The sequence below is a fragment of the Gilliamella sp. wkB108 genome, assembly GCF_001690195.1.
In the GTDB taxonomy this organism is placed as follows: domain Bacteria; phylum Pseudomonadota; class Gammaproteobacteria; order Enterobacterales; family Orbaceae; genus Gilliamella; species Gilliamella apicola_L.
This window is the reverse complement of sequence record NZ_LZGM01000085.1, coordinates 1-14659: the sequence shown is the minus strand read 5'-3', so window position 1 is coordinate 14659 and position 14659 is coordinate 1. Positions and strand designations below refer to the sequence as shown.

General features: G+C 35.7%; 9 protein-coding genes and 1 pseudogene. 7 read left to right on the top strand and 3 right to left on the bottom strand.

Annotated features, from left to right (window positions below; genetic code table 11):
• Positions 1 to 85 precede the first annotated feature (85 nt).
• Positions 86 to 2863, bottom strand: coding sequence for a DNA polymerase I (polA, locus tag A9G11_RS09715; protein ID WP_065619413.1), 2778 nt, complete (start codon positions 2861 to 2863; stop codon positions 86 to 88).
• A gap of 481 nt (positions 2864 to 3344) precedes the next feature.
• On the opposite strand from polA, the gene folE reads away from it, so the two are divergent.
• The 5 genes from folE to ispH all read left to right on the top strand — a co-directional run bounded on the left by folE (position 3345) and on the right by ispH (position 9522).
• Positions 3345 to 4004 carry a GTP cyclohydrolase I FolE gene (gene folE / locus A9G11_RS09710; RefSeq protein ID WP_065619412.1) on the top strand — a complete coding sequence of 220 codons (660 nt, stop codon included), beginning with the start codon at positions 3345 to 3347 and terminating at the stop codon, positions 4002 to 4004.
• A gap of 198 nt (positions 4005 to 4202) precedes the next feature.
• Positions 4203 to 5141 (top strand): bifunctional riboflavin kinase/FAD synthetase, encoded by a 939-nt coding sequence (gene ribF / locus A9G11_RS09705; protein WP_065619411.1) that lies wholly within the window; start codon positions 4203 to 4205, stop codon positions 5139 to 5141.
• A 37-nt stretch (positions 5142 to 5178) separates the two neighbouring features.
• Positions 5179 to 7986: an isoleucine--tRNA ligase gene (ileS, locus tag A9G11_RS09700; RefSeq protein WP_065619410.1), complete on the top strand. Its 2808-nt coding sequence runs from the start codon at positions 5179 to 5181 to the stop codon at positions 7984 to 7986.
• A 113-nt stretch (positions 7987 to 8099) separates the two neighbouring features.
• Entirely contained in the window at positions 8100 to 8573 is a 474-nt protein-coding gene (gene lspA / locus A9G11_RS09695) for a signal peptidase II (RefSeq protein WP_065619409.1), read from the top strand.
• 1 nt (position 8574) lies between these two features.
• Positions 8575 to 9522 (top strand): 4-hydroxy-3-methylbut-2-enyl diphosphate reductase, encoded by a 948-nt coding sequence (ispH, locus tag A9G11_RS09690; RefSeq protein ID WP_065619408.1) that lies wholly within the window; start codon positions 8575 to 8577, stop codon positions 9520 to 9522.
• A 4-nt stretch (positions 9523 to 9526) separates the two neighbouring features.
• Here ispH and A9G11_RS09685 read toward each other — a convergent pair whose 3' ends face one another.
• Positions 9527 to 9781 (bottom strand): YfhL family 4Fe-4S dicluster ferredoxin, encoded by a 255-nt coding sequence (locus tag A9G11_RS09685; protein WP_065619407.1) that lies wholly within the window; start codon positions 9779 to 9781, stop codon positions 9527 to 9529.
• A gap of 1187 nt (positions 9782 to 10968) precedes the next feature.
• Here A9G11_RS09685 and A9G11_RS09680 point away from each other — a divergent pair.
• Positions 10969 to 12165: an efflux RND transporter periplasmic adaptor subunit gene (locus tag A9G11_RS09680; RefSeq protein ID WP_065619406.1), complete on the top strand. Its 1197-nt coding sequence runs from the start codon at positions 10969 to 10971 to the stop codon at positions 12163 to 12165.
• A complete protein-coding gene (locus tag A9G11_RS09675) occupies positions 12137 to 14134 on the top strand; it encodes a MacB family efflux pump subunit (protein WP_255308540.1) in 1998 nt (665 codons plus the stop codon). The genes A9G11_RS09680 and A9G11_RS09675 overlap by 29 nt, the downstream gene beginning before the upstream one ends.
• 122 nt (positions 14135 to 14256) lie before the next feature.
• Here the strand turns inward: A9G11_RS09675 and A9G11_RS14455 are convergent.
• Positions 14257 to 14659: pseudogene (locus tag A9G11_RS14455) on the bottom strand (hypothetical protein); the annotation flags it as partial.

The following is a 14659-nucleotide window of genomic DNA, read 5'->3' as shown; positions in this document are numbered from 1 at the left end:
TTAATAGCATTGTTTTAAAACAGTTAGAGTTTTACAGGCTATCAAGCCGATAATTCAGCAAAATAGCCTATAATCACAGAGATTATTAGTGCGCCTCATCCCAATTGTTACCAACACCAACATCTACTTTTAATGGTACTGAAAGTTGATAGCAATTTTCCATAATTGATTTAATTTCAGAACGGTACTGCTCAACCAGTTCTTCTTTTACTTCAAAAACTAACTCATCGTGTACCTGCATGACCATTTTAATACTCTCTGGGGATTGTTGTTTAATCCATTCACTCATTTTGATCATAGCGATTTTAATGATATCAGCGGCAGTACCTTGCATTGGTGCATTAATGGCCGCCCTTTCAGCTCCTCGTCGTTCAATACCATTTGTAGAGGTAATTTTAGGTAAATACAATCGTCGTCCTGATAGGGTTTCAACAAAACCTTGGTTTGCCGCTAGTTGGCGAGTCTGTTCCATATAAGTTTGTACACCCGGATATCGTTCAAAATAACGGTCAATATAAAATTGTGCTTCTTTACGGGCTATATTAATCTGTTTGGATAAACCAAAAGCACTCATACCATAAATTAAACCAAAATTAACCGCTTTTGCTCGCCTTCTCTCTTCTGAAGTCACTTCTGGTTCCGTTTTTGCTAAAATCTCGCTCGCAGTAACACGATGAATATCTTTGTCATGCGCGAAAGCATTAAGCAAACTTTTATCTTGGGATAAATGAGCCATGATGCGTAATTCAATCTGTGAATAGTCAGCAGAAATGATTTTATAGCCTTTAGGTGCAATAAAAGCCTGTCGTATACGGCGACCTTCCTCATTACGCACTGGAATATTTTGTAAATTTGGATCATTCGATGACAACCGACCTGTAATAGTACCAATTTGGTTATAATTGGTATGTATTCTATGATCAAGCGGACTAATCATTAATGGTAATTTATCGGTATAAGTATTTTTAAGTTTAGCCAAACCACGATAAAACAAAATCATACGCGGAAGTTCAAACTGATTGGCAAGCTCACTAAGCACTTCTTCACTAGTTGAAGGATCTCCTTTAGGTGTCTTTTTTAATACCGGCAGGTTATGTTTATCAAACAAAATCGCCTGAATCTGTTTGGGTGATGCTGGATTAAATTTTTCGCCCGCCAGTAATTGTAACTGCTCTTCGATTTCTTTCAATTTTATGGTTAGCTCATGTGAATAGGCATTCAGCTGTTTTGCATCAACAAATACGCCAGTTCTTTCCATTTGCGCTAATACAATCGCCAATGGCATTTCAATGTCAGTAAAGAGTTTCTTTAATTTTTCATCTTTTTCTAACGTTGGCCATAATTTGTGATGTAATTGCAAAGTAATATCTGCGTCTTCTGACGCATATTGAGTCGTTTTTTCAATGTCAATGGCATCAATGGTGACCTGTTTTTTGTCAGTTTTAGTTAACTCATTATAGGTGATGGTTTTGTGATTTAAATAACGATTAGCCATACTATCCATATCGTGGCGTTCAGTACTATTTAACACATAAGATTCCAACATGGTATCAAAAGCTATACCTCGCACTTCAATACCATAATTAGCTAATACACTGTAATCAAATTTTGCATTTTGAGCGATTTTTTTAATTGAAGGATCTTCAAGAACAGGTTTTAATTTAGCCAATACCTCTTCAACGGGTAACTGCGGTGGTACACCTAAATATTGATGAGTAAGAGGAATATAAGCTGCTTGATGAGGCTCAACACTTAAGGATATTCCTACTAATTTGGCATGAACATGATCAACATTATTGGTTTCGGTATCAAAGGCAAATTGCTTACTTTCTCGTAATTTAGCAATCCAATTATCCAATTGAGTATGAGATAGTATACATTGGTAATCATGTTCTCTTTTTGGTGTATCTGTTTTATCAGATAAGTTAACTAACGATAAATTATCTACAACGTCAACAGTTGGTTTTTTTTGCCGTTTTAAAAAAGTACCAGTAACTAAATCCTTTTGCCAACGATGAAAACCATAATATGCAAATAATTCTGCTAAAGCTGTAACGTCAATATCACTAGCTAGCAACTGTTCATTGGTAAAATCTAATGCAACATCAGTTTTTATGGTTGCGAGTAAATAAGAGAGTTCAGCATTCTCTTGATTATCGATCAATTTTTGTTTTAATGATTTAGCACCACGAATAGATAGTTTTTCAATTTCATCTATCCGCGCATAAATATCTTTGACACTTTGAAATTCAGTTAATAGACTTTGTGCGGTTTTTTCACCTACTCCCAGTACACCAGGAATATTATCCGATGAATCTCCTCTTAATGCTAAATAATCGATAATTTTTTCCGGTGGTACACCAAATTTATCCATTACCCCTTTAGGATCAAGTAAAGTATTATTCATGGTATTAATCAGTGTGATCTTATTACTTACTAATTGTGCCATATCCTTATCACCAGTACTGATTAATACATCTAGATCCTCTTTTTCTGCTTGTCTGGCTAGTGTCCCTATTACATCATCGGCTTCGACACCTTCAATGCAAAGAAGTGGTAATCCCATTGCTCGTAGAATTGTGTGAATAGGCTCAACTTGTGGGCGCAAATTTTCAGGCATAGCCTCACGCGTTGCTTTATATTCACTGTATAGTTCATTACGAAAAGATCCACCTTTAGCATCAAAAACGACCGCTATATGAGTTGGATCGTATTGATTAATCAAACTCCGGATCATATTTATTACCCCAAAAATAGCACCTGTTGGTTCACCTTTGGCATTTGTGAGCGGAGGACATGCAAAAAAAGCACGATAAAGATATGAAGATCCATCAATTAAGATAATCGGTGTATTATTTGGCATTATTCTTACCTAAACGTTGTTCTATACAATACGTCACAGTATAACCTAATTAATAATAATATTCTTATCGACATTACATTACAAATTTTGGTTAGACACATTTAGTATTAATTGAGACTAAAAAAATATCAGCAATATTGCATTTTTATTTAGAGAATAGCTGAAAACAAGCCATAGATTTTATTATTCAGCAAACGTTAAATTGTTGAACCTACTTATCACTTAAATCCATATCAATACGCTTTTATGTATTTTATTATCGGTGTGTGTTCATTTAGATTAATTAGCATAAGATAGATTGCCAACTACAAATAAACATTAAATTTACGTTTTTGCACAGTAACAATACTGCATCTATTTTCTGACAAACAATTAAATAAAAAGCTAAGTCAAGATAAGATACAACTGACAAGTGAATGGTTTATTAAATACTAATAGAGCGATATAATAAAACATCCCTAGTTGCATTAAGTTATAAACAATGAATCAATTAACGCTCTCAGCTCAAAAAGTAAAAGAAGCTCTTTTAGCCAAAAATCTTGAAACGCCATCTTGCCTTTTAAGTATGGATAATAGTGAACGAAAAGCAAAAATTGAATCCCATTTTCGTGAGATTATGAAATTACTCGAGCTTGATCTCAAGGATGATAGCTTGGCTGAAACACCTCATCGAGTTGCAAAAATGTATGTCGATGAGATTTTTTCTGGCCTGTATTATGAAAACTTCCCAAAAATCACACTAATTGAAAACAAAATGCAAGTTGATGAGATGATCACTGTGCGCGACATTAGCTTAACCAGTATTTGTGAACATCACTTTGTTACTATTGACGGTAAAGCGACAGTCTCTTATATTCCTAAAGATAGCGTGATTGGATTATCTAAAATAAATCGTATTGTTGAATTTTTTTCACAACGACCACAAGTACAAGAGAGATTAACTCAGCAAATTTTAGTTGCATTACAAACATTACTTGGTACCGTCAATGTTGCTGTTTCAATCGATGCCACACATTACTGTGTAAAAGCAAGAGGGATAAAAGACTCCAGCAGTATTACAAGAACCACGGCTCTAGGTGGTGGATTTAAAACCAACCCAAGTACCAGACAAGAATTTTTACGCGCATTAAATCATGTTTGATCGCAAAAGCTCAATATTTAACTGATAACCGTGTTAAATATTCATAGGTCAAGTGCTGTTCAGACAGCACTATCTATCTTATCGCTATCTGATAACAATTAAAGTAAAAACTGTACACAAAAACCGTCTTATATTGCGTGCATCTTCAAGAAAGATTGGTATAATTCTCGGCTACTTAAGATAAATAACACCGTTTTCATGAAGATTATCCGTGGCATTGCTAATTTGAAAAATCAATTTTCTCAATGTGTCCTGACATTGGGAAACTTTGATGGGGTACATTTAGGACATCAACGATTAATTAATCATTTGATTAAAAATGGTAAAAAATTAAATTTACCCACTGTAGTCATGCTGTTTGAACCACAGCCTTTAGAATTTTTTAACCAAGATAATGCGCCTTCTCGTTTAACCTCATTTCAAGAAAAAATCATTTTTATTGAAAAGTTAGGTATAGACTATATTATCGCAGTTCCTTTTACTCAAACATTTGCTAATATGTCAGCAGATCATTTTATACAAGATTGGTTGATAAATAAGCTGCAAGCACAATATATTACTATTGGTGATGATTTTCGATTTGGATTCAATCGAAAAGGCGATATTAATTTACTGCAACAATATGCACAAAATAATACGTTTTTTGTCGAAAGTATGCCTACCTTTGTTTGGGAAAATCTACGCATTAGTAGTACAGCTGTTCGTCACGCTTTATCAAACAGTGATTTTCAATTAACACACTGTTTATTAGGTCGTGATTATACTATTCAAGGTCGAGTTATACGCGGAAATGCGCTAGCCAGACAGTTAGGTTTCCCAACAGCGAATATTCATTTGCATCGCAAAAAACCAGCCTTACAAGGCGTCTATTTTGTTAAAGTTAAAAATATATGTAACAATCAATGCTACGTTGGTGTTGCAAATATTGGAATGAGACCGACTATACAAGGCAAAACAGCAATTTTAGAGGTCAACCTTTTTGACTTTTCAGGTGATATTTACGGACAATATTTAGAAGTTATGTTTGTTGAAAAGTTACGCGATGAAAAAAAATTCGACTCATTAGTTGCTTTGAAAGAACAAATTGCACAAGATGTTTGCACTGCTAAAAAGATCAGTGCAAAATTAACAAATTGAAAAGTAGTATCCACAAAATTAACTGGAATAAATCAGCATGACAGACTATAAAAACACATTGAATCTACCGGAAACCGGATTCCCAATGCGAGGTGATCTAGCTAAACGTGAACCGGCTATGTTACAGAACTGGTATGATAAAGAACTTTATCGCAAAATCCGCCAAGTAAAAAAAGGCAAAAAAACCTTTATTTTGCACGATGGTCCTCCTTATGCAAACGGTAAATTGCATATCGGTCACGCTGTTAATAAAATTATTAAAGATATTATTATTAAATCAAAAGGCTTAAATGGCTATGACTCCCCGTATATTCCTGGATGGGATTGCCATGGGCTGCCTATTGAACAAAAAGTTGAAGAACAAGTTGGCAAACCTGGAGTTAAAGTAACACCCGCTGAGTTTCGCCAAATCTGTCGTGACTATGCCGCATCACAAGTTGAACTACAAAAAGCCGACTTTATTCGTATGGGTGTACTTGGTGATTGGCAAAATCCTTATCGTACAATGAATTATGATACTGAAGCAAATATCATCCGGGCATTAGGTAAAGTAATTAAAAACGGACATTTAGTCAAAGGTGCTAAACCCGTTTATTGGTGTACCGATTGTATGTCTTCTTTAGCTGAAGCTGAAGTGGAATATTATGATAAATCTTCACCGGCTATTGATGTGAAATTTAAAGCTACCGATAATCAAGCTGTGGCCAATAAATTCGCAACAAAGACCGATTTAACTATCTATGCCGTTATTTGGACAACTACACCTTGGACTTTACCTGCTAGCCGAGGCATTGCATTAAATGCTGATGTAGAATACCAATTAGTGCAAATTAATGATCAAGAGTGTTTAATTCTGGCAACAGATTTAGTTGAATCAGTAATGCAACGAGCCAATATCAGCGAGTGGAAAATTTTAGGTAGCTGTAAAGGAAGCGATTTAGAGTTATTACGTTTCAAACATCCTTTCCTTGATTTTGATGAGCCGATTGTTCTTGGTGAACATGTTACTGTTGATGCGGGTACCGGGGCAGTACATACTGCACCCGGCCACGGTGCAGAAGACTTTATTGTCGGACAAAAATATGGTCTTGAAGTGGCAAATCCTGTCGGTGGTAATGGTTGTTATTTACCGGGAACAGGTGCCGGTCTCGATGGTTTATTTGTATTTAAGGCCAATAAGGTTGTGATTGAGATATTAAAAGAACATAACACATTATTGCACTTTGAAAATATTGAACATAGTTACCCATGTTGTTGGCGTCATAAAACCCCTGTTATCTACCGCGCAACACCACAATGGTTTATTAGTATGGATAAACAAGGTCTACGTAGCCAATCATTAAATGAGATCAAACAAGTTCGCTGGATCCCTGATTGGGGACAAGCGCGTATTGAAACCATGGTGGCAAATCGACCAGATTGGTGTATTTCTCGTCAACGTACTTGGGGCGTACCAATGACGCTATTTGTACATAAAGAGACAGAAGAATTGCATCCAGACACATTAGCATTAGTTGAAAAGGTTGCTAAGCTGGTTGAACAAAAAGGTATTCAAGCATGGTGGGATGCTGATATTAAAGATCTTTTAGGACCTGATGCACAAGATTATCGTAAAGTCCCAGATACATTAGATGTTTGGTTTGATTCAGGATCAACGTTCTATTCAGTTGTAAGTGTTCGACCTGAGTTTAATGGTCATGAAGCTGATATGTATTTAGAAGGATCAGATCAACATCGTGGTTGGTTTATGTCTTCATTAATGCTATCGACTGCCATTGATAACAAAGCACCTTATAAACAAGTTTTAACTCATGGTTTTGTCGTTGATGGACAAGGTCGTAAAATGTCCAAATCCCTCGGAAATATTGTCACTCCACAAGAAGTCATGAATAAACTAGGAGCCGATATTTTACGTTTATGGATTGCCTCAACCGATTATTCCGGAGAGATGAGTTATTCCGATGAGATTATTAAACGTGCAGCCGATAGTTATCGTCGTATTCGTAATACCGCACGCTTCTTACTGGCTAATTTAAACGGTTTTGATCCCGCTAAAGATATGGTGAAAGCAGATGATATGGTCGTACTCGATCGTTGGGCGGTAAGCGTAGCTAAAGAAGCACAAGAGCAAATCGTTCAGGCTTATGATAATTATGATTTCCATAAAGTTGTTCAACGTATTATGCAGTTTTGCTCAATTGAAATGGGTTCATTCTATCTAGATATTATTAAAGATCGTCAATATACAGCCAAAAGCGATAGTATTGCTCGTCATAGTTGCCAAACTGCGTTGTATCATATTGCTCAAGCAATGGTACGTTGGATTGCACCAATTTTATCGTTTACTGCTGATGAAATTTGGCAATATTTACCAGCTTTACAAAAACAAGAATTTGTTTTCGAAGAAGAGTGGTACCCGTCATTATTTTCATTATCCGAAAACGAAGCTTTAAATAGCGAATATTGGTCACATATTTTAGCTATTCGAAGTGAAGTAAATAAAGTGTTAGAGCAAGGACGTAATGATAAAGTGATTGGTGGTTCATTGGAAGCATCAGTAACATTATATGCCGATGAAGATATTGCCAAAGCTTTAGCTAAATTGGAAAATGAATTGCGTTTTGTATTATTAACTTCACAAGCAAGTGTAAAACCATTATCGACAGCACCAGACGATGCGGTACAAAGTGAAATAAAAGGGCTTAAAATTGAGTTAGCTAAAGCGCAAGGTGATAAATGTCCACGTTGTTGGCATTATACTGTTGATAATGATCCAACCACACATTTATGCAAACGCTGTGAAGAAAATATTCATGGTAAAGGCGAAGTAAGATATTTCGCATAATAGCGACAAGCTACTTAATGTATTAATAAAAGCTATAGGATAACCCAATAGCAATTTCGTACTTTTTCCGCCGACGATTGTCGGCGGAAATATAATAATGAGCATAGATTTTTATGAAAAAAGATAATGGACTTTACTGGTTACTATTCGCAATTGTCGTCTTTATTGCTGATATTGAAAGTAAATTTTTGATTATAAATAATTTCGTACTTTTTGAATCAGTAAATCTTTTACCCTTCTTCTCTATTACTTATGTGCGTAATATCGGTGCCGCTTTTAGTATTTTTGAAGGTCAACGTTGGATGCTTGCCGTCGTTGCGGCGGTGATTAGTGGAGCTATCGTTTATCTGTTATATCGTAATCCTCGCTTAAAAAAATTAGAAAATTTTTCATTATCACTTATATTGGGTGGAGCTTTAGGGAATTTATTCGATCGTCTTTATCATGGTTTTGTGATCGATTTCTTAGATGTTAATTTTGGTGATTGGCATTACCCAACTTTTAATATCGCTGATTGCGCAATTTGTGTTGGCATTGGACTCTTTATCATTAGTAGTTATTATAAGAAGCCTAAGAAGACAAAATAATATGCAAATCATTTTGGCCAATCCTCGTGGTTTTTGTGCTGGTGTCGATCGTGCTATTACTATCGTTGAACGTGCGCTAGAATTATTTGGCGCACCTGTTTATGTTCGTCATGAAGTTGTACATAATCGTTATGTGGTCAATCGCTTAAAAGAGTTAGGTGCGATTTTTATCGAAAATATCAACGAAGTCCCCGATAATACCATTCTTATTTTTTCAGCTCATGGGGTTTCAAAAGCAGTCAGAGAAGAAGCAAAACAACGAAAATTGCGAATTTTTGATGCGACTTGCCCATTAGTAACAAAAGTACATATGGAAGTTGCCAGATCAAGCTATCGTGGTGAAGAGGTAATTTTAATCGGACATGCTGGTCATATTGAAGTCGATGGTACAATGGGACAATATAGTAATCCAGAAGGTGGCATCTATTTAGTTGAATCAATCGAAGATGTAAACAAGTTACAAGTAAAAAATGAAAATAATCTCTGCTTTACCACACAAACCACTTTATCAGTTGATGATACAGCCGAAATTATAGCGACCTTAAAGCAACGTTTTCCTCATATTCGTGGTCCTCGCAAAAATGACATCTGTTATGCAACCACCAATCGTCAGCAAGCTGTTAAGCAATTAGCTTCACAGGCGGATGTGGTATTAGTTGTAGGCTCTAAAAATTCATCTAATTCAAACCGTCTTGCAGAACTGGCCAGACGAAATAGCAAAAATGCTTATTTAATTGATTTTGCCTCTGATATTCAAAAAGAATGGTTAGCTAATGCTCGCACAATAGGGGTAACAGCCGGTGCTTCTGCACCTGATATTTTAGTACAACAAGTGATTAATCACTTAAAAAGTTTAGGTTGTACTTCTCTTATTGAAACAGACGGTATTTTAGAAAATATTACTTTTGAAATTCCTAAAGAGCTTCGTATAGAGATTAAATCAATTTAACAAATTAAGACTTTTTGTTAATTAAGGCAAATTTAGCTATCAATTGTTCATGCGTTTCAATATGTTCAGGATCGGCAATGATAGCATTTTGAATAGGACAAACTCGCTGACAAGTTGAATGGTCATAATAGCCGACACACTCTGTGCATTTATTGGGATCTATTTCATAAGTATCAAAACCCATTGAAATCGCTTCATTGGGACACTCTGGTTCACACATATCACAATTAATACACTTACTTGTTATTTTTAATGCCATCTCTCTATAATCTTTATTGACTCTCTGAAATTTGCGCCATTATAGCGCAATACCTAATAAATCCTACCAAGATCCTTAAATCAATGATGAGTTAACATACAGATTGTAAAAATATTTCAGATTAACTATACGTTTTAGTATAAAAATAAGGCCTGAATTCAATAGTTGTGAGAGTGATAACAAGATTTATTTGTACTTAATATGATACCTATTTTGTAAAAAATATTCAGGAGTCTATACCGTTTCATTTTTCTTTACGGCTGAATTTAACCTCTAAGTGCCGATATGTTATTAATATCTGTCAGATTAAATGTCGAACTCGGTTAACTAAGTAGAGATCATTTGCAATTGGTAAAGATGTTTCAGGTTAACTATACGTTTGAGTATCATATAAAAGCCTGAATTCAACAGCTAAAAGAGTGATAACAGGATTTATTTGTACTTAATATGATACCTATAGTGTGAAAAATATTCAGGAGTCTATACCGTTTCATTTTTATTGACGGCTGAATTTAACCTCTAAGTGCCGATATGTTATTAATATCTGTCAGATTAAATGTCGAACTCGGTTAACTAAGTAGAGATCATTTGCAATTGGTAAAGATGTTTCAGGTTAGCTATACGTTTAAGTATCATATAAAAGCTGAATTCAACATCAGAGAGAGTAATAACAGGATTTATTTGTATTTAATATGATGCCTATAGTGTAAAAATTATTCAGGAGTCTATACCGTTTCATTTTTTTGACGAGGCTGAACTCAACATATAAGAGCGATTTTATTGTGACAATTGGTATATATCCGAGATGTTAAAGACCGCTGTTTTAGCTATTCGACTTAATATCACTATTTTCAGCTAAAGCAATTCCCGAAGAATAATGGCTAATGATTTCAAGTAGAGTTATCTAAAGTGGATTGTTATTTTAGGTGTGTTATTACCATTATTTACACGCATATTAAGTTTAGCTTTTACCTATTATTTACATAATTATTCTTTTTCTAGAAATTCAATAATTTCTTTGTATTCAGACATTTTTTGAAGATTTAAATTTAATTATTTTATTTTTTTTATATAATTTCACAAATTTTCGTATTTATTACAAATTATTATGGTTAGTTATCAATGACAACTCATTTAATAAGATACAATATTTATACAATAACAACAAAATCAAAGGATATAAAAGATTGTTAAAACACATTAAAATCAAATATTTATTCATAGCAATCATTGTCTTTGCAATTTGTTATATTATAAAATTAATCATTTCGCCAACTCAAACCACGATTAATTACATTACCGCACCAGTTACGAAAGGTAATATTGAAAAAACGGTACTTGCAGATGGCACTATCAGTGCGTTTAAACAAGTAAGTGTTGGTGCGCAGGTATCTGGTCAGATTAAAAAATTATATGTCGAGTTGGGCGATGAAGTTAAACAAGGTGATATGATTGCTGAAATTGATGATCTCAAACAAAGCAATGATTTAAAGCAATCTGAAGCCTCACTTAACAGCCTTGAAGCTCAGCGTAAATCAAAACAAGCTAAGTTAGTTAATTATCAATTAACTTATGAGCGTCAATTAAAATTAGTCAATAAAGGGGTGGGTATTCAATCCGATCTGGATGCAGCAAAAGCGGATCTCGATGCAATTAAAGCTGATATTGTGGCTTTAGATGCCGATATTATCAGCGCTCAAGTCGCAGTCGATACCGCCAAAGTTAATTTGGGTTATACCAAAATTCGTTCGCCTATCGACGGAGTGGTAGTCGCTATTCCCGTGGATCAAGGACAAACTGTTAACTCCGTTCAAAGCGCACCAACTATAGTAAAAGTGGCTCAGCTTGATAAGATGACAATTGAGGCGCAAATATCAGAAGCAGATGTGATCAATGTTAAAAAAGGTATGTCGGTCTATTTTACGATTCTTGGTCAACCGAATAAACGTTTCGACGGATTGACTTTACGCTCAATCAACCCTGCTCCTGACTCAATTAACAGCGAAAGTACTTCCAATTCAAGTAGTGCATCTTCCACAACTAAAAGTGCTATCTACTATAATGGTTTGTTTGATGTTGATAATCCAAATCATATTTTACGAATCTCCATGACGGCTCAAGTGTATATAGTACTGGCTGAAGTAAAAGATGTACTCACTATTCCTTCTCAAGCCATTCAGAAGAATTTAGTAAATAATAAAGCCATTATTTACCTATTAAATCAACAGAAGGAAGTAGAAGAACGTGAGGTCGTTTTAGGTATAAATAATAACGTTAATGTAGAGATAAAATCAGGACTTAAAGAAGGTGAAACCGTTATTATTAGTAGTCCCAATGGAACTTCATTAGGTAACAATGCCAAAACACCAAGGATTCGATTCTAATATGACGACCAATACTCCTCTTATTAAACTTGAGAATATTGTTCGTGAATTCCCTGCCGGGGATTCGACCATACAAGTTCTTAAAAATGTGAATTTAACAATCAATGCTGGGGAAATGGTAGCCATTATTGGCGCTTCGGGTTCAGGTAAATCTACCTTAATGAATATTTTAGGTTGTTTAGATAAACCGACTACGGGTACTTATACAATTGGCGGGCGAACTACGAGCAAATTGTCACCTGATGAACTTGCTGAATTACGCCGCGAACACTTTGGTTTTATCTTCCAACGATACCATTTATTAAGTGCCTTAACTGCGCAAGGTAATGTCGAGATCCCTGCTATTTATGCTGGTGTCACCTCTGAACAGCGGCAAAAACGCGCAACTGAAATTCTAACAAGGTTAGGTCTTGCCGATAAAATACATAATAAACCCAATCAGCTATCAGGTGGTCAGCAACAACGAGTAAGTATAGGTCGGGCATTAATTAACGGTGGCCAAATTATTTTAGCTGATGAGCCAACCGGCGCACTTGATCGCAAAAGTGGCCTTGAAGTAATGGCTATTTTACGCGAATTACACCAACAAGGTCATACGGTAATTATCGTAACTCATGACACCAATATAGCCCAAAGTGCTGAACGAATAATTGAAATTAGTGATGGCCATATTATTTCAGATACCATTAATCCTGATTATCAATCCGAACAACCTAATAATCGACAAGTTAAACAGATTGAAACGACAAAAACGAAAGATAATTTTTTTGCTAAATATTATCGCTTTCGGGATGCCTTTAAAATGGCGATTTTATCTATGTTTTCGCAGCGTTTACGAACATTTTTAACCATGCTGGGGATTATTATTGGTATTGCGTCTGTCGTATCTGTCGTAGCTTTAGGACAAGGTACTAAACAAAAAATCTTATCCAATATTAATTCACTTGGAACCAGTACATTAGAAATTTTTGCTGGGACTGGGTTTGGTGATCGTAATGCCGAAAAGATCACTACATTACGCTCCTCCGATGCTGATTTTTTAGCTAAACAAAGCTTTGTCCATAGTACCACACCTAATCTTGCAACCACTGTTTATTTCCGAATTGACAATCTAGCCGTAACAGGAACGGTTAATGGAGTAGGTGAACAATTTTTTGCTGTCCGTGGATACGATATTACCCAAGGAATAGCTTTCGACGAAACCAGTGTTTTTACTTCTGCACAAGAAGCAGTAATTGATGATAACACCGCCAATCGACTCTTTGTTAATCAAGATCCAATCGGTAAAATCTTAATGGTTGGGCAACTTCCCGTTAGGATTATTGGTGTTGCAACCAAAAAACAACAAGGTTTTGGTAGTAATGAAAGCCTCAATGTTTGGTTACCTTATACAACTGTGATTAATAGGATGGTAGGACAAACTTCTTTAAAAAGTATTACTGTACGTATTAATGACGATGTCGATTTATCCGTTGCTGAGCAAGCGATTAACAAAATTATGTTACAAAGGCATGGTACCAAAGATTTCTTTATTTTTAACTCGGATAATATTCGTGAAACAATTAATTCATCCGCTTGGGTTATGACGCTATTAGTCTCTACAATTGCCTTAATTTCGTTAGTAGTTGGTGGGATTGGGGTGATGAATATCATGTTAGTGTCTGTGACAGAAAGAACGCGGGAAATTGGCGTACGCATGGCTGTTGGAGCTCGTTCGAGTGATATATTACAACAGTTTTTAATTGAAGCTATATTAGTCTGTTTAATTGGTGGTACTTTAGGTATTTTACTCTCTTTTGCAATAGGCTTTATTTTCAATTATTTAGTTACTTCATTTGCAATGAGTTTTTCAGTTGCAGCTATTGTAGCGGCATTCACCTGTTCAAGTATGGTTGGTATAATTTTTGGTTATTTCCCTGCTAAACGTGCAGCTAAACTTGATCCGATATATGCTTTAGAAAGAGAATAGTGTTATTCAAATAAAAATCCCCTTGGTGATGTTAACCTACAAGGGGATTTATTTTTTCCACATCTTTAAAAACCCTTAAAGCGTGTCTCATTTACCTAAACAGAAATTAATTTTTAAATAAATTATTTATTTTCAGGTATTACTTCAGTTTTAACTTCTGCTACCGGCACTGATTCTGATTGAGCCGTTGTGGCTGGTGCAACGGTCTCAGGTTTTGCCTCTGGTACCGGTGCGGTTTCAGACTGAGTCGTTGTCGCTGGTGCAACGGTTTCCGGTTTCGTCTCAGGTACCGGCGCGGTTTCTGGCTGAGTCGTTGTTGCTGGTGCAACGGTTTCCGGTTTCACCTCTGGTACCGGCGCAGTTTCTGGCTGAGTCGGTGTTGCTGGTGCAACGGTTTCTGGTTTTGCCTCTGGTACCGGTACTGTTTCTGGCTGAGTCGTTGTGGCTGGTACAACAGGTTCAGGTTTTGTCTCTGGTACCGGCGCGGTTTCTGGCTGAGTCGTTGTGGCTGGTGCAACAGTTTCC